We start from the raw sequence: 20,038 nt of genomic DNA, 5'->3' as shown, positions 1-20,038 counted from the left end.
GGGAACGATGTTTAAATATCTTTTATGTTTATTGGGGGTTAGTATCTTAACAATTCAAAGTGGAGGTCAGGAGCAGTCAATGGTTAAGATAACGCCCAAAGATTATGGTGACGTTTCCGGAACGGTATTTGACAAAGTCACAAACAAACCGGCAGCAAGTGTTAGCGTATGGATATACGATAAATATGGGGACATCATTACTCTAAGTAAGACCGATATAGACGGCAGGTACAGTATGGAATATCAACCTCTTCAGGTGGGGACTTATTATTTTTGCATTCCTTCAAATGAATGGGGAACGAACGGGAACTATCTTAAACAGTTCTATAAAAGCGCCGGGGGCTGGAGAAATGCTTCTCTTGTTAACGTTGAAAAAGACAAGAAACTGTCAACTGTTGACTTTTATCTTGAGACGGGGAGTACGCTATCGGGGAATATAAAGTGCGGTGGCAAGCCGGTTTACGATTCCATAGTTATTTCCGTTTATGATGCATACAAAATATATTCTTACAGCAGTCATTCAACGCATACCGATTCTTCAGGAAATTACAAAATAAGCGGTATTAAATCGGGCAATTCCAAAGTGTATATTTCATTACGAAATTATATCGGTACATATTACGGGCAGGTACAGGACTGGGAAGACGCAACTATGATAAATATAGCTCCGAATGACACGACAAAAAACATTGATATTTCGGTAAAGAAAGGCGGGAAAATATCAGGCAACGTTTATTCGGAGAAGACTAAGTTGCCTGTTTCAAACGTTACAATTTATTGCGAGTCGGAAAGTTTCAATACGGATTCATCGGGATATTTTGAATTCTGCGGTTTGGACAGCGGAGAATATACGCTTAGGACCCGCGCAGGTTATAATACCGGAAGTCCTTATGCCGACCAATTTTATAAATGCGCTGCCGGTTATACGGATGCGGATTTAATAAGCGTAGCGACGGGGCAGAATATAAAGGGCATTAAGATGTATCTGAAAGAGGGAGGAAGAATCCCGATATCCGTTGTTGATGAAAACGGAACACCTGTTACCGAAGGAGCAACTATTTGTATTATCAATGAAGGTGAAACAGGAAATAACAGGAGTTGCTGGGGTGTAGGCGGAAGCAATTTTGAATATCCAAATATTTTCCCCGGTAAATATACCGTTTATATAAGTTATTTCGGGGAAAGGAGTTCCGGTATTTCTTACGGCGCAACATATTATAAAAACGCAAACCGTCTTGAAAATGCAACTTTCATAGAAGTTAAAGGCGGATATAAGACAAGTCCCGTGACCGTTAAAATGCAACAGGGAGGATGGATACAGGGGTTCGTAAAATACAACGAGGTCGCTATAGACGGGGACAGTTCTTTATGCACAATCATTGCTTACGATTCAAAGAGCGGGAGCGTAGCCGGTTATGGAACGAGTACTTTTTGCGGGGGATATGAAGTAAAAAGTCTACCTGTCGGGGAATATAAACTTGAAGTCCTGTGTAACGACTATCCGTCTCAATATTATGGCGGAGGGGAAACTTTTGATGATACCAGGACAAAAACCATAGAGGTAAAAAAAGGAAAGCCTGAGTTTGATGTAAATTTTGATATGGTTAATGCAAATTGTTCCATTTCCGGGAATGTTTCCGTAGGGAAGAAGGAAACTCCTCTATTACCTGTGACAGTATCGGTTTATGATAAGACGGGACATATTGTAAAAAGCGCGTATGTTAAAAAAGGCAAGTATGAATTGAAAAATCTGAGACCCGGAGAGTATACGATACGGACAGTTTCAACAAAGGGGTATACTGATAAATGGCACAACAACGTTGAATTAGCGAAGTCCGATAATTTTGACAATAAACACTATTTTGTGGAAACCCCAAAGAATGTTGAATGGTTGAGTCTGAAAGAAGGGCAAAAAGTGAAGGATATAAATTTTTCTCTTAAAAGGAAAAGAATATAACAAATAGGGAGCGATGAAGTAAGAGTGACAACAACGAAAAAGGGGCGATCCGACGGATCGCCCCTACGAAGAGACATCAAACGGAAAGAAATTTTTTGGACGCAGATTTCGCAGATAAAGAAGATGAAAAGAAAACTGAGAAGAAATAAACTACAAAAAGAATACAGAAGATTCAGACAGGATTAACAGGATAAAAAAACAGATGCGGGGACCCTCCTGCGGCGGGCAAGCACGGAGATGGGGAGATGGGGGGGGTATATCAGAGAACCAGGTTATCAGAAAATCAGAGGAGAGAGAAACAAACAAAAAGAAGTAAGAATGGAAACAGTGAGTTTGCCAAGGGGGGTAAAATGAGGAAAACATTTATTTTGTTTTACCTTATCCTGTTTTCTTTTTCGGCTTCAGCGCAGGTAGATTCTTCGGATAAAAACATATCTTTTTCAAAAGACAAAGAAATACTAAAACTCGGAAGGCAGTGGATTTACAGGATATTTTTTATTAATCCTGAAGGGGACACTACGGATTCTCCAACAATAAGTTTGGATATAGTAAAAGGCGCTCCTTCCCTATTTCAGGATAATAAAGAGCATTTACTGGCAAAATGGACATACCTTCAGAAGAATATTCTTCCCGACAACGCCCATAAGCTTGAAAGTATTTGTGAAATCGATGAAGATTCAAACCGTATGGTTTTTTCCACGCCGTGTTATGTTGAATTGAATTTTATGATGATTTTTGGTCAGGCCCCGGTTGAATTGGGGACTTTTTTAGAAAAAGGGCAGAAGACAGAATTTGTCTATGTAAATATCTATGCAGACCGATACGGAGGGGAAGCAACGTGTCGTATAAAAACATATTCCCGGATTACCGCGCGAAAAGATGTCCGGACGCCAATGAAAGTTTTCCCGGGATGTTTAGAGATTGATGCGAAAGCTACAAGCGAAAAGGGAACGTATAAAGCAACTTATTATTTTCAACATCAATATGGAATTGTTCGTTTTGAATACACAAAATTAGACAGTTCCAGAGTAATTTTTGACCTTGAGAAGGTTTCGGGGTTTTAAGTAATCTATACAAAGGAAAAACGGAGAACAGAAATATTTATCCACGAATGAACGCCCTTCGGCAAGCTCAGGGTAAACTCAATGGGCACGAATAAAAGAAGACAGAGAGATTCTTCTCTACGCTCAGTCACCGCCCAAGCGGGATGACACTTTTGTGCCAAATGACAAACAACAAAAAGGGCGAATGACCATTCGCCCCTACGAAACTTAATTGCCCCATCTTTAACCAATTTTTCTGCAGAGGACGCCATATAGAGCACCAAAGGCGGTTTCTCCTTCGTTGATAATCTCGAGATTACTTTGTAAGCACAACACCCACATTTCGATTTTTGTAAAAGGCAGTTCTTTGATTCCTATCCAGCGGTTGAACATTCCGATACAGTTAAAAGTCGGGGAAAAAATCGGCACCCAAATCATAACCAGTCCTCCCGGACGGGCGCATTGGCTGTGTTTTTTTATCGCGTAGAGACGTTCTTTGCCGGAGAAATGTTCTATTAATCCAGTGCTGTGAACAAAGTCATATCTTTTTGTGGGAGAAAATTTCAAAAGGTCTTTTGAGATTTTTTTCACGTTACAGGGATATGTTTCCGTTTTTACGTTTGTCATAGCTTCCGGACTAAAATCAAGTAGGGTAACGGAATTCACCTGTCGCGTAGAAGCAAGGTATAAACTATTGCTACCCGTTCCGCATCCCAATTCAAGAATATTTTTCCCGACGCAAGAGCCTTTCAAAAGTTTGTTTATCGCCTTAAAATAAAGTTGATGTCGGACGAAATTTTCAACGGGTTGAGAGACCGTGAACCGGCGATGAAAATTAGTAAATTTATTCGTCCATAAAGAGTCCCAGAGAATTGACGAATTTTCCAATGTGTCAGTTGAAATGTTTTTCATTTTTCCTCCTATTTATTATACCCTGTTGCTACTATGTCAAGATGTTTCCTGTTTTGCCAGTGTCCGAGAAGAATCCCGAGATGAGCAAACCGATTAAAAGTAACGTTATTTTATTTTTCATTTTATTCTCCCCCTAATATATTAATTGCTCCTAAAGACAGACCGCAGGAAACGTAAAATGCGGATTTATGTTCCTGAAAAATATCCGTGTAAGCTACACGTAATTTTAATAAAGTGCCGGGGGACCATTCAATACCAAAACTTCCGGAACGAGGGGGATAAAGAAACCAAAACTCTGCAAAACAATCAACCGTATTGGCAAATTGAAGTTTGCCGAGATGCCATTTATTGTAATAAAGAAGATAATAAAGATTAATTGGAGCAACAGTAAAATTATCGAAGGGGGCTAAATCATCCATTTCGTGATGACTTTCATGATACGGTAATTCTATGATTTCTGCAAGAGCAGAACCTATCCCGAAATTATACTTCGGGAAAAAGAAATCTATTCCCAGTAATTCCATTTGCCCCCCGCATTCCGAGTAAGGACCTTTATTGCATTCACAACTAAGCAAATTCCAACGTAATAATGTTTCCGTTTTGCCCGTTGCGGGCAAGAATGCGGAGACGAGCAAACCGATTGAAAGTAAAGTTATTTTATTTTTCATTGTATCTCCTAAAAATTGTAACCTTTTACGCTACCAAGGACACTTCCTAATTCCCAACCAATAATGGAGCCGAAAAAAGAAACGTTAGTATCTTTTTGTATTACCCCGGGAATACTCCCTACAATTGCTCCCAGGGCTCCTCCGGCTATACTTCCAAGGAATGCTTTTGGAAAAGAGCCTTTTTGATTTCTTTTGTCCCCTGCTACTGATACGCCTATTGAAGCGCATATGGGGGTTAGAATCAGACTTGACATTGAGAAATAATATAATTGAGCAAGGATTGCAAAATCATCGGTTCTTCCGGCACAAAGCGTACTGGTGATTGGGATACTAAGGGCTAGTGCGCTTAATCCGCCAATAAAAGCTCCGCATCCTTCATCCCCCAAAGCATTTTGTTTATTGATGGCTTCGCGCTCCTCGTTATCGGTGATGCTCTTCGCAGACGAGCTGAACGAAGTAAAGAAAGAGTCGTTCGATGTGCCCGAATATAAAACATTTGAGGGCAGTGTTATCTTGCTGTTAACGTTAGGAGAGCCGAAATTTTTCAGTTCAGGTGTTTTGAGGGAGTCTTGTTCGTTTGATGCGAGGCAAATGTTTTGACCGACAGAAATCCACATTGTTATTATTATCAGCGGTAAAGTTATTTTGTTTTTTATTTTATTTTTCATTTTGCTCCTTTTGTTATAGGATTGACTGCTCCTAAAAATAAGTTCAAGGATGCATACAAAGATGATTCGTCCGGTGTAGGCGAGCCATCCGGATAGTGAAAATGGGAACCTAAGATTCTACGGTATCCGGCTTTGAGATTCAGAAGTAAGCCCGGTGTCCATTCAACGCCGCAACCTAAGGTTATCGGAGCATCCGGCCATATAATCTTCGTAGGGATACTTAAAACTTCCCCAAAACAATTAATTGTATTAACGAATTTACATCTTCCAAGACCCCATTCATTATGATAAAGCGTTCCGTAAATAGTGAGAGGGAAGGCGGCGGCTACGCATCTATCCGGTGTATCCATATTGTCTGAGGGCAACATTGCTACTTCAGCCAATGCAGTACCTATCCCGATTTTATATTTCGGGAAAAAGATGTCTGCGCTTAATACTTTCATACCGAGTCCGCAACCTTTACCTATTGTATTAGACTCAAAATATTCTATAGTGCCCATGCTTATACCAAACTCAAGTACATTCCATCGCAGGAATTTTTCTGTTTCGGACAGGGATGTTTTTAATCCAATGTTCTTTGTTTTGCCTGCGATCGGTAAAGATGCGGAGACGAGCAATCCGATTAAAAGGAAAGTTATTTTGTTTTTCATTTTATCTCCTATTTATTATATCCGTTTACGCTGCCGATAATGCAACCAAATGCCATTATTGGAAGAGTAAATGTAATACCCATTGTCGGAGCAGTACTCCGGGACTCCGGGTCACATAAGGCGATGAGAGTTAGTGCTGTTGCGGATATTCCCCATGCGATTAAGCCTCCTTTTAATGCTCCTCTATATGCTTTTTTGAACGAACTTTCCTGGTGCATTATGCTTCCTGCGAGGCTTGTTCCCGCGGCTGAACCCAGTGGAATAATGAAAGACGTAGCTATACAAAGTCCCGTACCGATTACTATATCCTTATACTGATATGAACCATCGTAAAGTATATAAAGCGTCTGAAATGCACAAAATAAACTCGGAAGCGAGCCAATTGCGCCGCCCATCAGACTACCAAACGATTCAAGCGCACAAGCTCCGATTCCACCGGAAGGCGGTTCATCAATGGTTTCTCCTTGCCACTCGCCGTTTTTGATGGAGAATGTATTGCCCGAAGATTTATAATTTGAGAATGATTCCGAGAAGCAAAACATTTGCGGGATTTTGAGGCCGATGTTTTCCGTTTTGCCCGTGGCAGGGAAAAGCGCGGAGATGAGCAAACCGATTAAAAGTAAAGTTATTTTGTTTTTCATTTTTCCTCCTATTTATTATAACCTATGACGCTGCCGATGATGCAACCCGGTATAATTGCCGGGAAAGTACATGAAATTCCAACTAATGGAGCATAACGGCCTGCATAAGGAATATATAAGGCAGTTAGTATTACTGCAGATGCGCCCCATGCGATTAATCCTCCCGTAAGCGCTCCTCTGTATGCTTTTCTGAATGAGCTTTCCTGATGCATTATGTTTCCTGCGAGATTTGTTCCTGCGGCTGAACCTAATGGTATACCAATTAGGGATGTGGCGACACAAAGTCCCATACTAGGAAGGATATCCCCGTAATTTTCCATGCCGGATGCGCCTATTGCATAAGATAAGAAAAATAGCCCCGGAACTGAGCCAATTACGCCACCTATTAGACTACCAAATGATTCAAGCGTATGAGCCGCGAAACCACCGGAAGGTGTGTCTTCAAAACTTTCTCCTTGCCACTCGCCGTTTTTGATGGAGAATGTATTGCCCGAAGATTTATAATTTGAGAATGATTCCGAGAAGCAAAACATTTGCGGGATTTTGAGGCCGATGTTTTCCGTTTTGCCCGTGGCAGGAAAAAGCGCGGAGATGAGCAAACCGATTAAAAGTAAAGTTATTTTGTTTTTCATTTTTCCTCCTATTTATTATAACCTATGACGCTACCGATAATGCAACCCAATCCCATTATTGGGAGAGTGTATGCAATACCTACTGCCGGAGCATCAATTCCGGGATTAGGGCAATAACATAAGGCAATGGCAGTTAGAGCTGTTGCAGATATTCCCCATGCGATTAATCCTCCCGCGAGCGCTCCCCTGTATGCCCTTTTGAATGAACTTTCCTGATGCATTATGCTTCCTGCGAGGCTTGTTCCTGCGGCTGAACCCAAGGGAATAATAAAAGCCGTAGCAATACAAAGTCCCGTAACAAGTACCACATCCTTATTCTGATGTCCACCATTATAGATAGTGTAAAGCGTTCCACATGCAAAAAATAAACTCGGGGCTGAGCTAATTACGCCACCTAGCAGACTCCCAAACGATTCAAGCGCACAAGCTCCGATTCCACCGGAAGGCGGTTCATCAATGGTTTCTCCTTGCCACTCGCCGTTTTTAATGGAGAATGTATTGCCCGAAGATTTATAATTTGAGAACGATTCCGAGAAGCAAAACATTTGCGGGATTTTGAGGCCCAGTCCTTCGGCTTTGCAATCAAAAGATAAAAGCGATACAAATAACACAGCGGCAGCGAACACTTTACCGTTATTTACAAATATGTGTTTCAGCAAGTTCCCGTAAACTTTTGTCATTGGGTTTTTGCATACGCCGACGACAAATATAAAAGCGCGCATTCCTCCTGCCAAAATTTGTACCGGTGAGAAAGAGAAGAACATTCTCGCCAGTTCCAAAGTTAAAAAGTTTTTCATTGTTGCCTCCATTTGCCTTTTTATATGAGCAAGGTTCGTGTCAAAGTCGTGACAAAACGGGAAATTCATTTACGGGAGTGGGTTTGCGGGGTGTCAGGGGGAGAGGGGGAAATAACAAAGTGTGAAAGGAAGTTTACAGATTGGGGGGAGGGGTGTGAAAATATTTGCGCAGTTGGGTGCCAAAAGCTTGCCACGAAAACAGAAAAAACAGATAACAAATAAAATCTTTTAGCCACAGAATGACACAGAAAAACACAGAAAAAGAGAGAAAAACTAACAGAAAGAAAGCACACATCTACCAAACAGAATGGCAGACAGGGATTAAAACGGATTAACACAGAAAAAAGAAAATTAGAGAGTTAAAAACGAATAACAAACTTGCCACAAAAACACGAAAGAAAAGCACGAAAAACAGCAACAGAAAAATTAGCCCAGCGGAGCTGGATAGGAATCTCTAATCCACCAAAGGCGGAAAGAGCTTCCTACCACGGATAACAGACACGGATTAACACGGATAAAAAAACGAACAACAAATTTACCACGAAAGTACGAAAAACATAAAAAATCACGAAGAACAGCAACAGATAAAAGAAAGCACACAGATTGGCACAGATTAAAACGGATTGGCGCAGATAACAGAAAGTTTTAGAGTTAAAACAGAAAAAAAAAGGGATTAGAGATGGTTGAGGGAGTATTCTTTTATTTTCAACTGCAAGGTTCGGCGGCTGATGCCGAGCGCTTGTGCGGCTTTTGTCCTGTTGCCGTTCGACGCCTGAAGCGCTTCTATGATTAAACTTTTTTCGGTTTCGGTTTTGCCTTTCTTGCTCTCTTCCTTTAATGTCAGTTTTTGTGAACCCGTTTCAACATTAGTTTTGAGGTGCGGGAAATGTTCCGTCTGCAATATTTCCACGTCTTCCAGCACTACGGTTCTTTCAATCACATTTTCCAGTTCCCTTATGTTGCCTTGCCAAGGGTAATTCATAAGCGTTTTCAACGCGTCGTCGCTTATGCCGCGAATATTCTTCCCTTCACGTTTATTGAACCTCGAAATAAAAAACTCCACCAACGCTTTGATGTCTTCTTTTCTTTCCCTTAGAGGAGGCAAAGAAATAGGCACTACGTTTAACCTGTAATAAAGTTCTTCGCGGAATTTGCCTTCGGCGACATATTCCTGAAGGTTTTTACTCGTAGCGACGATAAGTCTGATATCAACTTTAATAGTTCGTACTCCGCCTATTCTTTCGAATTCCCTTTCCTGTAAAACCCTGAACAGTTTCGACTGGTTATTTATGCTCATCTCGGCGATTTCGTCAAGGAACAGGGTTCCGCCGTCCGCAAGTTCAAATCTGCCGGGTTTGGCGACATTCGCTCCCGTGAACGCGCCTTTTTCGTAACCGAATAGTTCGCTTTCGAGGAGGTTTTCGGGAATTGCGGCGCAGTTGACTTTTATGAAAGGTTTATCTTTCCTGTCGCTCCTGTAGTGAATGGCTCTTGCGGCGAGTTCTTTCCCGGTGCCGCTTTCGCCGCGGATGTAAACGGTTGCGACGCTTTTGGAAACTTTTTCAATCATTTGATAAACTTCCTGCATTCTAGGCGATTTGCCGACGATTTCATCTTCATCCTCGGGACTGATTAAAAAGTTTTGTGTATTCTTTTCCTGCACGTTTAGTGCTTTTTCTACTACCTGTTTAATTTCGTTTATGTCAAAAGGTTTGATTATGAAATCGTAAGCGCCCTGTTTCATAGCGGAGACTGCGGTTTCGACGGTACCGTGAGCGGTAATCATAATCACGGGAACGCCCGGAGAAACTTTCATAATTTCCGAAAGTAAGGAGAGGCCGTCCATTTCGGGCATTTTCAAATCGGTAATAACGAGGTTGGGAGGATTTTTTGTAAAGTGTTCAAGGGCTTCTTTGCCGTTATTTGCGGTGATTACTTTATATCCTTCTTTCTGGAGCATAGCGGAAAGAACTTTTTGCATACTTAATTCATCATCTACGACGAGTATATTTTTAAGCATTTTTATCTCCCGGCAACATTATAGTAATAGTTGTGCCTTGTTTTTCTTTACTTTCGATATCAATCATCCCGTTATGGGCATCTATAATCTGGCGAACAATGGAGAGTCCCAGTCCCGAACCTTTCTTTTTGGTAGTAAAAAACGGTTCCCATATTTTGTCTTTAACTTCCGTGGAAATCCCGGCGCCGTTGTCCTGTATTTTTATTTCGACGAAGCGGGTATCTTTTTGTTTTTGTACGTTTATTATAATTTCTCCTTTTTCGGGCATTGCCTGAACGGCGTTCAGAAAGAGGTTAAGAAAAACCTGTTTCATCAAGTCGGGGTCTATAGAGAGAAGCGGGACTTCGGAATAGTTTGTTTTGAAGACGATATTATCTTTTTTAACGAGAGGTATTGTTTTATCGATGAGTTGGGAAATGTTATAGGGTTCGGTTTTTATGGTTGGGGGGCGCGAGAATTCAAGGAATTCGGAGACCAGTTCGTTCAACCTGTTTGTTTCCGTGAGTATAATATCAATGAATTCATTTTTTCCGAATTCGGTTTCGAGGTATTGCGCGGCGCCTTTCACGGAACCGAGCGGGTTTTTTATTTCGTGAGCAACTGAAGAGACCATTGTTCCGAGAGCGGAGAGGTGTTTGCTTTTTTCTTTTTCGGCGTGTGTTTTATAAGTTTCTATTGACAGGATTGCGATACGGCAAAGTTCGGCAAGGAATTCGAGTTCTTTTTTAGTAAACATATTTCCGGTAGTTTTTTCGTCTGCGAGCAGAAATCCGGATATTTCCATTTTGAATTTCATAGGGACGGCGACTTCGGATTCGAGTTTTTGCATAGTTTGGATAACGTTTTCGATGTTGGTTTTTTGGATGGGAGCATCGTTGCCGAATTTTATTCTTGCGATTAATTCTTCTTTTACAACGACGTTATTTTTATTTAATTCTTTTATGAGGGAATCTTCGGCAGGGATGATTTCTTTTTGGGGAGATTTCAGTATTTGGAAGTTGTTTTTATTTTTGAGAGCGAGAGAGAAACGAGAAGCGTTTATGGTTTTGGAAGCGGTATTGAGGAGGAGATCGAAAACTTCTTCGGGAGCGGTAGTATTGGATATACCGGTATTAAATTCGGCGAGTAGTTTGCGGTAATTTTTTTCTTTTCCTATCGCGGACACGAATTTATTTATCCCGCTGCGAACGGGTTGGTAGGCGAGAATTATTAATGATGCGGAGAGGAAGGCGAACAAATAGAGCAGGGGACCGGACGGGATAAATCTGAACAGGAGTAGGATAGCCGAGAGTACAGCGGCCATAAGGATAAAGGAGAGGGTATTTTTTGCGATTCCCCCGACGCCGAAAAGTCTGTATTGGATGATAGTATAGGCGATAATTAAGGCATATACGGCGTTTGCGAGGCTTCCGAGCGCAGGGAAATTAATTCCGAAAGCGGGGAAGGTATCGGTAAGGCCGCCTGCGATGCCGATAATTGCGCCGATGATTAAGTATTGGAGTCTGTTTTTTTCTACAGAAGAGGTGCTTTTTTTATGTTTATAAAGGAGTAAATATATTGAGTACAGGTATACGGGAATCTGGAAAAAGCAGAAAAGGGAAGTCCAGCCGGTGGAGATAGCGTAGGGCGTTAAAAGGGTTAAGAGGAAGAATATTGATAAGGAGTAGGAGACGAGGAGGAGATATTTTTGGAATTTTTCTTTTATGCCCGTGAACGAGATAACGAAGTGGAGGACTGCCGTGGGGAGGAAGACGAGTCCGATGCTGTTGAGTTTGAAGAAGAGGGCGACTTGCGGGGCGAACGGGGAGAGATGAATTTTGAAATACAGGGCAAAAGCCCTAAAGAGATTCCATATAAAGAGGCAAATGCTGATAAAGCCGAAGGTTTTGCGGACGATGTTATTTCTGTGGCCGGATAGGATAATGGCTGCGAGTGAGAGGTTGATAAGGGTAGCGATAACAGCGCCGACAAAAGCAAAGTTCATTAAGGAGTTAATACAACGTGAGTAAGGAAATGTCAAATTTTTTGTAGAAAAAGACTGCCGCGAAAGTACGAAATCACAAAAGAAAAACAAAAAACAGATAAAATCTTTGGCCACACCTGCCTGCCGGCAGGCAGGGAATGACACAGAAATACACGGAAAAGAAAAAAAGATAATAGAAAAAATCTGCCACGAAAACAGAAAGAAAGCACACATCTACCAAACAGAATGGCAGACAGGGATTAAAACGGATTAACACAGAAAACCCAGCTGAGCTGGATAAGTTAGACTAATCCTCCTGCGTCGGAAAGTCTAACTAACAGAAAATTATAGAGTTAAAAAATGAACTACAAACAGAGAAGAATTTACCACGAAAAACCCGCCAAGAAGACCGGCGGGCAAGTGCCCCAGGAATCAGCATCGGGAGATGCTTCCCACATTTCACGGAACAAATTAGACAGAAAAAAAAGAAGAGATTGGAGCGGATGCTCCAATCTACCCAATAAAAAAGGGGCGAACGGATGTTCGCCCCTTTTCTTGAAACAATATTTATTATTTCAGTTTGATGAGTTTGAGAGATTGTTTAGCGTTGTTTCTTACGAAGTAGATACCTTGCTTTACGTTTTTGCCATTATTGTCTTTACCGTCCCATGTGACATTAGTGGTTCCGCCTGAGGCGGACGGGCGGTCAGTGGTCAGAGGGAAAGTCTTTACTAATTTACCGGCAATGTCATAGATAGTTAATAGGGTATTAGTATAATAGTTATTAGGAGAAACAGAATAAGTGATGGTTGTAGAGTTAGAGAATGGGTTTTTAGAGATTGATAACACCGTGTTGCAGGATGTTTTTTCACTCCATTTTTCCTGTATACCAGCCGAGGGGGTACTTATATTTACGAATTCCGGGTATAAACCATTTGTGGCAGAAGTATCCCCGGTAAGCCAGTTTCTTCTTTCTGTCCATACGGGATTAGTTATAGTTCCGGTATTTTCGTAGGCAGAATCCCCGGAGGAAGCACCGTGACAAATTAAATCCAAAGTTTTATTTCCATCCAAATCGCCTAAAGCGCATTGCGACTGAAAAGGCGGACGACCCCACGCCGTTTTTTTCTGCCATACGGGATTGTTTTTTGTCCCGATATTTTCAAAAGCTTCAATTTCACAAGCCCACCAGCGTCTTACCAAAATGTCAAGGTCTCCGTCATTATCCAAATCTCCATAAGTATGCGCAAGGTTTTCATCCGGCACAGGCAAATCCCATAGAGGACGCCTTTCCCATTTTATAGTATCCGCGGTTCCTATATTTTTAAAAAACTTAATAGTATCTATTTTAGCTATGCTTAACTCGTATTCACCATCTCCATCTATATCAACGAACTCAGCCCAAAACACCATAGTAAATCCGGGCGGTGAAAAATCCCATCCGGCTTTTTTTTGCCAGACGGGTACAGTGTCGGAGCCTATGTTTTCAAAAGCTATTATAGTATTTATATCACCGGTAACATAGGCATCAAAATCACTGTCGTTGTCCAAATTACAAAAACTTGCGTGAATGTATTTAGAGCTTGAAGTATAGGGAATATCCCATACTTGTTTTCTTGACCACAGGTTACTGGTATCGCCTGTGTTTATCCAACAATGACAGCCTACAAACAAGTCCAATCCGGAGATTAAGATTTGCAGTAAAAAAGTTGACAGCATATGATTACCTCTTCACCATTTATAATTATTATTGCAAAGAAAATAAAAAGCAACAAAAAAATAAAAGAAGAGAACGGAATACCACGAAAATCAGAAAAACATAAAAAATCACAAAAAACAGATAAAATTTTTAACCGCAGATAAACAGAAAGATAAAAAAACAAATAAAGAACAGAATACAGAAGATTCAGACAGGATTAACAGGATAAAAAAGAACAGATTAATTTTTCAACAGGGACTTGACGAGATTGTAAGAGACAACAGAAAGAATATTTGCCACGGATTGACACGGATAACAAACACGGATACACACGGATAACGGAAAATTATAGAGTTGAGAAATGAACTACAAACAGAAAACAAAATCGAAACCACAAGATTTCCAGTCCGCCTCAGGCGGAGACAAGTTGGACCCCCGCTATGCGGGATAGCAATCTCTACGGTAAAAGATTCCGGACAACAATCTCTACAAAACAGACTAAGAGCTTGTAAGTAAGGAGTAAAACTCCTAAGAGCTTGACTATCCAACGCTTCGCTACAGGATACGAATCCCTAAGGGCTAAAGCTCCAAGGGCTTCGTATAATCTCCCTGACGTCGGAAAGTCTAACTAACGGAAAATTATAGAGTAGAGAAACGAACAACAAACTTGTCACGAAAACATAAAAGAAGAAAACGCTATGCCCCTACGGAGAAAAAAATAAATATTTTTAGAATCTTTTTATGTTTTTCTGCATCGAACAGTATTGAGGGAATAAAAATTCTGCCACAAAAACACGAAAAACGGATAGGGAAAAGAAATTTTGGGACGCAGATTTTCGCAGATTTACAGGATAAGGGAAAACAGAGAACGGAAAAACAAAAAAAGACGGAGATATAATTTGGATAAACAGATAAGGATTTCCGCAGAAAAAAGAAAATGGAAAATTATAGAGTTAAAAAATAACAGGCAACAGAAGAGATTTTTAGCCACGGATAAAAAAATACAGAAATTCTGCCACAAAAGCCATGCCTTCGGCAGGTAAACAAGCGGGAAATCAGATTAAAAGATTAACAAACTTGTTTCATTTTGTGCACAAAGGAGGGGAATGAAAGTAAAAAATTGGCCGATGAATTTCAGGGGGACGCTTAAAGGGATTACCCCTGAAGATGCGAAAAAGATGTTTAATTACGATATGCCGGCGGACGCAAAAGGAATTACTTTTAAAGTCAGAAATAAAAGAAATACAATAACTCCATATTACCCGGAAAAATACGTCAACGACAACTTCACAAAAAATCCTCAATTCATATCAAGTAAAAATATTATGACCACGCTTATAAAAATCGCCCCGCAAATAAAAGATATCCTTTACCCGGTATGGCACGCAGAAGCGGTAAAAAAAGGATTCTACTCGGGACATCATTTCTTTATGAGCACGAATTATAAACGAATAAACTCGGGGTTGGAAAATATTTTATTCACTATCGGAAATTTAGATGCGACAACAATAGTTAATAGGAAATCAAATTCCGGTTATAAAACAGGCGTAATCATACTGGATTCAGAAACGCTGGAGGTCAAGCATATCCCGCCGAGACACTATCCCGACGAAATCTCAGTCCCGGAAAAATCTGAAAACCAAATGGTATTTGCATATTATAAGAGTCAAAAAAATTATTCACCGTCAATCCGAATTTTATAAACCTAATAACTTTTTGTAGACGGCCCTTAGAGCTTTAGCTCTTAGTCCGTCTCAGACGTATATCCAGCTCAGCTGGAAATAGGAGGGAAAGAATGCCAACAGCCACAGGTGGCAGTTTCGGTACTATAAGCGGAACAATTGGAAACATAACTTTCGTAAACCGAAAAGGGAAACAAGTTCTATACCAGAGACGCGACCCTGACGAGATAAGAAGCCATCCGAATACTCCTTTCAAAAATACGAATACTATAATGGGATTGCTGATGCGAATGTATCACCTGCTGGGACCGACATTCCGAAAATACTGGGGCAAAGGGTATAAACGGGACTCCGAACATAATTATTTCATACACCAGAGTATGGGATATTTGTACTCCTCTATCCCGGACAAGAAACAACTTATCAGTAATTCCAACCGGATAGACCTTTCGAAAATGTTTCCTGTATATGGCGGAAAAATGTATGAACCCAGATTAAAAATAGAAGATTTGAGTTACGAATCCGGCAGACTGCACTTAAAATGGTATACAGGTACTTTCAGAGAAGGCAAACCCGACGACACCGCAAATATTCTTGCGCTTTATTTTGCGCCGCGCGCCAAAGGAACACATACCCTTGATTACCTTTTCGAGACAGGGCAAACCAAAAACCTGACCGATGACGGACAATTCAAAGCGATTAACTCGATTATGGTAAATAATATGTGTTCGGATAAGTATGAATTGAAAATGTTTTACGGGAAAGCCGTAAGGAAACAAGGCGAGGCAACGATTTTTATAGACGAGAATTTAGACAAGAGGTTTCTGGCGACGTTTTTGTTTTTTTCGAACGGGAATTTGTATTCGGATGTGTATGTTTGAGGGAAAAGGGAATGGTATAAGCGTTTGGGAATATCGGAAAAATAGTCGTTGTCCCAAATTACCAACCAATTACCAATTACACCAATTTTCCAATCATTGATTTTTTATATCGTATACCAATATTACATTCAAAATTTCAATTTGACAAATTCATATATTAGATGAAGATGGGAATATATTTGAGCAGTAACTTATGGTAACTAGTAGTAACTAGAAATAATTATTAAAAGGGAGGAAGGTATGAAATACGGAGCGAGGAATCAATTGATTGGAAAGGTAACAAAAGTTGTAAAAGACGGCATAATGTGCCAGATTGATTTTGATATTTCTGATAATGCAAAAATGAGTTCCGTTATGACAAAGGAATCACTTGAATCTATTGGTGTCAAAAAGGGAGATAAGGTTAGAGTTATTGTTAAAGCAGTAAACGTTCTGATTGTGAAGGAGTAAATATGACAAATAAAATAGATGCTTCTGGATTAGCTTGCCCTCAGCCGGTAATTTTAACTAAAAAGGCGTTAGAAGGAATAACCGATGGAGCGATAGAGGTTATTGTGGATAACAAACCTGCATCTGAAAACGTATCACGGTTCGCAAAAAACTCGGGTTGTAAGGTTGAATTGAAGGAAGCACAAGGAGTATATAGCATTAAGATAACAAAAGGTGTGGACTCAAAAGTTTCTGAGGAAAAGATAGCTTGTAATGGAAAAGAGGACGGTAGAATAGTAGTGTTTATTTCTTCGGATGCAGTAGGACGTGGAGACGACGAGCTTGGAAAAATTCTTATGAAAGCTTTCTTTCCTACGTTGAAGGAATTATCTCCGAAACCGTATAGAATTATATTTATGAATAATGGTGTGAAGCTCGTTACCGAAGGATCTTCTCATTTAGAGAATTTATCCGAACTTGAAAAAATGGGGATAGAGATACTTGTGTGCGGCACCTGTCTTGATTTCTTTCATCTTAAAGACAAGTTGGAAGTCGGCAGGGTATCAAACTTTTTTGAGATATCTGAAACTTTTTTAAAAGCGGATAAAGTGATTAGTTTGTAAGAAGGCAAAAAAACAGAAAAGAAAAAGTAAAGATTTTATCTAGCGTTGCTGGATAAGTTAGACTAATGTTTCTGACGAAACAAACTCTAACTAAGGGGGAGAAATGGCAGATTATAAAGAGATGTGGAAGGGGCTTGGGTTGAATCTGGAGAAACACGATGTTCTCCTGAATGCTCTTGGTGATATGTATGGCAGTATGTATATGAATCAGAAAGACAGACCCAAAGGTATGGAGTATTTTGATTTTGTCGTTTCGGAAGCGCATGGATTGCGGATAAAGGAATTATTAGACCACAAAGAAAAAGGCGGTAAAGTTATCGGGACTTTTTGCGTGTATGTTCCGGATGAAATAATTACTGCTGCAAATGCCATTGGAGTTGGACTTTGCGGTGGAGCGCAGATTTCCATTCCTGATGCGGAGACTGTTTTACCTGCCAATTTATGTCCACTGATAAAGTCGGTATTCGGGTTTAAACTTGGGCGTATATGCCCATATCTTGAAGCTTCTGACCTTCTTATCGGCGAGACAACTTGTGACGGTAAAAAGAAAGTATGGGAGATATTCAATGATTATGCTCCGGTTTATGTTATGGAAGTTCCGCAAAAGAAAGGCAAAAAGGCAAAAGAACTCTATCTTGAAGAATTGAAATTATTTAAGGATAAAATGGAAAAGGTAAGTGGAGTGAAAATTACGGCCGATATGCTCGGGGAAAAGATAAAGCTTATAAACTCAAAGAGAAAAGCTATCGAGCGTTTATACGAACTTCGCAAGAGTTCGCCTTCACCGATATCCGGGAAAGATGCACTTTTAATTTCACAGATAGCGTTTTATGATGACCCTGTAAGATTTACTGCGCAACTAAACGTGTTATGCAACGAACTGGAAGAACGTGTTAAAAAAGGTGTTGGGGCAATGGATAAAAAAGCCAAAAGACTTATGATTTCGGGATGTCCTATGGCGCTTCCTAACTGGAAAACGCATCATATAATTGAAACAAGCGGAGCAAATGTGGTTTGTGAAGAAACCTGCACCGGGACAAGGTATTTTACTTCTCCCGTTATAGATGAAAATATAAAAGATATTGATGGACAGATGAAAGCAATAGCTGACAGGTATATGAGCATAAACTGCAGTTGCTTTACGCCAAATGATGAAAGAATAGATGATATCGTAAGGCTTGCAAAGGAGTACAAAGTTGACGGTGTAGTTTATTACAGTTTACAGTTCTGTCTTACTTATAACCTTGAATATGGGAAAGTGAAAAAGGCGCTTGATAAAGCGGGTGTTCCTTTATTAAAAATTGAGACTGATTACTCTGATGAAGATTCAGGGCAGTTGAAGACAAGAATACAAGGATTTTTGGAAAGGATTTCCTGATGTTTGCAGGTGTAGATATTGGTTCGCTTGTAACGAAAGCGGTAGTTTTAGGAGATAATAAAATTGTGGGTTATGCGATAGTAAATTCGCGTATTGAGCCGGGAAAAGCAGGTGAACAAGCATTAGAGCAGGCGATTATTAAATCCGGTTGCAGCAGTAAAGACATAGAATATATTGTTGCAACCGGGTATGGAAGAAATTCATTTTCCATTGCTAATAAGTCTATTACCGAGTTAACCTGTCATGCTACAGGCGCACATTATTTAAATCCAAAAATAAGAACGGTAATAGATATAGGAGGGCAGGACAGCAAGGTCATTAAGCTGGACGAAAACGGCAAGATGGTAGATTTTGCGATGAATGACAAGTGTGCAGCAGGAACCGGGCGATTTTTAGAAGTAATGGCGAATGCTCTGGAAGTTAAACTTGAGGATATGGGCAAAGTTTCGCTCGGCGCAAATAAGCCGTGTTTATTGAGTACTACCTGTACCGTATTTGCCGAGACAGAGGTGATTTCTTTGATAGCTTCCGGTGCAGGCAAAGAGAATATAATTGCAGGGCTAAGTGAGAGTGTTGCAAGGCGAGTTGGAAGTATGGCAAAAAGTTTAGGGGTGCAGGAAAAAGTTGTTTTTGTTGGTGGAGTGGCAAAAAATACAGGCGTCAAAAAAGCGTTGGAAGAATATTTAGGTATTAAATTTGTTGTTAACAGTATTGACCCTCAAATCAACGGAGCGTTGGGAGCGGCGATTTTGGCCGCAGAAATGAAGGAAATAAAACCAACTAAACCACCCGTACTATCTCTTAACTCAACCAATGTCAAATTGCCTCTCTAATATCAAGAACAATCAGCCCTTAACATTTCCCTGACCGCGCTAATGGATTTGTGCCCATGCGGATATTTTGGGAATTGTACCATAAGCGTGATTGAAAGACAGAGGAATAAAGACACCGACGGAAAGAGATGAGAGCGGTGCACCTACGGCGGATCATCTACCCAATGGTTATTGTTTTGGGCTAAAGCCCGGGAGAGGGGTTGGGGGGTTGGTCGTTACCCCCGCCCTAAAGGGCAGGGTAAGTTTAAAAAGAAAAAAACAAAGAAAAGGGGCGATCCAATAAAGAAACAAAAATATTATCGGGGCATAAAAGCCCCCGACTACCCAATAAAAAAGGGGCGAACAGCGGGTCGATTCTACAGATAAATCAGCATCGGGAGATGCTTCCCACATTTCACGATGGGAAGGGTATCAGGTTATCAGAGGATCAGCAGGCAGATTATCAGGTTATCAGAATATCAGGGACGGAAAATCGTTATTAGGATAGAAAGAAAAATCAGCATCGGGAGATGCTTCCCACATTTCACGATGGGAAGGGTATCAGGTTATCAGAGGATCAGCA

Annotated in this window: 20 protein-coding genes; 10 read left to right on the top strand and 10 right to left on the bottom strand. The window is 40.5% G+C overall.

Features of this window, described 5'->3' with window-relative positions; translation table 11 throughout:
• Nucleotides 1-7: 7 nt before the first annotated feature.
• Together WC614_08965 and WC614_08960 are read left to right on the top strand one after the other, a co-directional pair.
• Nucleotides 8-1,957 (top strand): hypothetical protein, encoded by a 1,950-nt coding sequence (locus tag WC614_08965; GenBank protein ID MFA5033137.1) that lies wholly within the window; start codon nucleotides 8-10, stop codon nucleotides 1,955-1,957.
• Nucleotides 1,958-2,307: 350 nt separating this feature from the next.
• Nucleotides 2,308-3,021, top strand: a complete 714-nt coding sequence (locus WC614_08960; GenBank protein ID MFA5033136.1) for a hypothetical protein — start codon at nucleotides 2,308-2,310, stop codon at nucleotides 3,019-3,021.
• 222 nt (nucleotides 3,022-3,243) lie between these two features.
• Here WC614_08960 and WC614_08955 read toward each other — a convergent pair whose 3' ends face one another.
• From WC614_08955 to WC614_08915, 9 genes are all read right to left on the bottom strand, one after another.
• Nucleotides 3,244-3,912, bottom strand: coding sequence for a class I SAM-dependent methyltransferase (locus WC614_08955; GenBank protein MFA5033135.1), 669 nt, complete (start codon nucleotides 3,910-3,912; stop codon nucleotides 3,244-3,246).
• A gap of 122 nt (nucleotides 3,913-4,034) precedes the next feature.
• A complete protein-coding gene (locus WC614_08950; GenBank protein ID MFA5033134.1) occupies nucleotides 4,035-4,580 on the bottom strand; it encodes a hypothetical protein in 546 nt (181 codons plus the stop codon).
• Nucleotides 4,581-4,588: 8 nt separating this feature from the next.
• On the bottom strand, nucleotides 4,589-5,248 hold the full coding sequence (locus tag WC614_08945; GenBank protein ID MFA5033133.1) for a hypothetical protein: 660 nt from the start codon (nucleotides 5,246-5,248) through the stop codon (nucleotides 4,589-4,591).
• Entirely contained in the window at nucleotides 5,245-5,898 is a 654-nt protein-coding gene (locus tag WC614_08940) for a hypothetical protein (protein MFA5033132.1), read from the bottom strand. Before WC614_08940 ends, WC614_08945 begins: the two co-directional genes overlap by 4 nt.
• Before the next feature lie 8 nt (nucleotides 5,899-5,906).
• Complete coding sequence (locus tag WC614_08935; GenBank protein MFA5033131.1) at nucleotides 5,907-6,539, bottom strand: hypothetical protein; 633 nt, start codon at nucleotides 6,537-6,539, stop codon at nucleotides 5,907-5,909.
• Between the two features lie 8 nt (nucleotides 6,540-6,547).
• Nucleotides 6,548-7,171, bottom strand: coding sequence for a hypothetical protein (locus tag WC614_08930; protein MFA5033130.1), 624 nt, complete (start codon nucleotides 7,169-7,171; stop codon nucleotides 6,548-6,550).
• An 8-nt stretch (nucleotides 7,172-7,179) separates the two neighbouring features.
• Nucleotides 7,180-7,968, bottom strand: coding sequence for a hypothetical protein (locus WC614_08925; protein ID MFA5033129.1), 789 nt, complete (start codon nucleotides 7,966-7,968; stop codon nucleotides 7,180-7,182).
• Between the two features lie 673 nt (nucleotides 7,969-8,641).
• Nucleotides 8,642-9,988 (bottom strand): sigma-54 dependent transcriptional regulator, encoded by a 1,347-nt coding sequence (locus WC614_08920; protein ID MFA5033128.1) that lies wholly within the window; start codon nucleotides 9,986-9,988, stop codon nucleotides 8,642-8,644.
• On the bottom strand, nucleotides 9,981-11,291 hold the full coding sequence (locus WC614_08915) for an ATP-binding protein (protein ID MFA5033127.1): 1,311 nt from the start codon (nucleotides 11,289-11,291) through the stop codon (nucleotides 9,981-9,983). The genes WC614_08920 and WC614_08915 overlap by 8 nt, the downstream gene beginning before the upstream one ends.
• Before the next feature lie 384 nt (nucleotides 11,292-11,675).
• Between WC614_08915 and WC614_08910 the strand changes: the two genes are divergently transcribed.
• Nucleotides 11,676-11,906 carry a hypothetical protein gene (locus WC614_08910; GenBank protein ID MFA5033126.1) on the top strand — a complete coding sequence of 77 codons (231 nt, stop codon included), beginning with the start codon at nucleotides 11,676-11,678 and terminating at the stop codon, nucleotides 11,904-11,906.
• A 615-nt stretch (nucleotides 11,907-12,521) separates the two neighbouring features.
• Here the strand turns inward: WC614_08910 and WC614_08905 are convergent.
• Entirely contained in the window at nucleotides 12,522-13,670 is a 1,149-nt protein-coding gene (locus WC614_08905; GenBank protein ID MFA5033125.1) for a FlgD immunoglobulin-like domain containing protein, read from the bottom strand.
• Nucleotides 13,671-14,549: 879 nt separating this feature from the next.
• Here WC614_08905 and WC614_08900 point away from each other — a divergent pair.
• The 7 genes from WC614_08900 (at nucleotide 14,550) to WC614_08870 (ending at nucleotide 19,476) form a co-directional block, all read left to right on the top strand.
• Nucleotides 14,550-14,693, top strand: coding sequence for a hypothetical protein (locus WC614_08900; GenBank protein ID MFA5033124.1), 144 nt, complete (start codon nucleotides 14,550-14,552; stop codon nucleotides 14,691-14,693).
• A 63-nt stretch (nucleotides 14,694-14,756) separates the two neighbouring features.
• The gene (locus WC614_08895; GenBank protein MFA5033123.1) at nucleotides 14,757-15,353 is read left to right on the top strand and encodes a hypothetical protein; all 597 of its coding nucleotides are present in this window, start codon (nucleotides 14,757-14,759) and stop codon (nucleotides 15,351-15,353) included.
• Nucleotides 15,354-15,445: 92 nt separating this feature from the next.
• Nucleotides 15,446-16,213 (top strand): hypothetical protein, encoded by a 768-nt coding sequence (locus WC614_08890; GenBank protein MFA5033122.1) that lies wholly within the window; start codon nucleotides 15,446-15,448, stop codon nucleotides 16,211-16,213.
• Nucleotides 16,214-16,453: 240 nt separating this feature from the next.
• Complete coding sequence (locus WC614_08885; GenBank protein ID MFA5033121.1) at nucleotides 16,454-16,663, top strand: TOBE domain-containing protein; 210 nt, start codon at nucleotides 16,454-16,456, stop codon at nucleotides 16,661-16,663.
• Nucleotides 16,664-16,665: 2 nt separating this feature from the next.
• Nucleotides 16,666-17,265 carry a sulfurtransferase-like selenium metabolism protein YedF gene (gene yedF / locus WC614_08880; GenBank protein ID MFA5033120.1) on the top strand — a complete coding sequence of 200 codons (600 nt, stop codon included), beginning with the start codon at nucleotides 16,666-16,668 and terminating at the stop codon, nucleotides 17,263-17,265.
• A 103-nt stretch (nucleotides 17,266-17,368) separates the two neighbouring features.
• Nucleotides 17,369-18,643, top strand: a complete 1,275-nt coding sequence (locus tag WC614_08875; protein ID MFA5033119.1) for a double-cubane-cluster-containing anaerobic reductase — start codon at nucleotides 17,369-17,371, stop codon at nucleotides 18,641-18,643.
• Nucleotides 18,643-19,476 carry an acyl-CoA dehydratase activase gene (locus tag WC614_08870; protein ID MFA5033118.1) on the top strand — a complete coding sequence of 278 codons (834 nt, stop codon included), beginning with the start codon at nucleotides 18,643-18,645 and terminating at the stop codon, nucleotides 19,474-19,476. Before WC614_08875 ends, WC614_08870 begins: the two co-directional genes overlap by 1 nt.
• The last annotated feature ends 562 nt before the right edge of the window (nucleotides 19,477-20,038 follow it).

This window comes from bacterium (assembly GCA_041649255.1).
In the GTDB taxonomy this organism is placed as follows: domain Bacteria; phylum Hydrothermota; class UBA3073; order JACQXS01; family JAQTXJ01; genus JAQTXJ01.
This window is presented reverse-complemented; position numbering and strand designations above follow the sequence as displayed.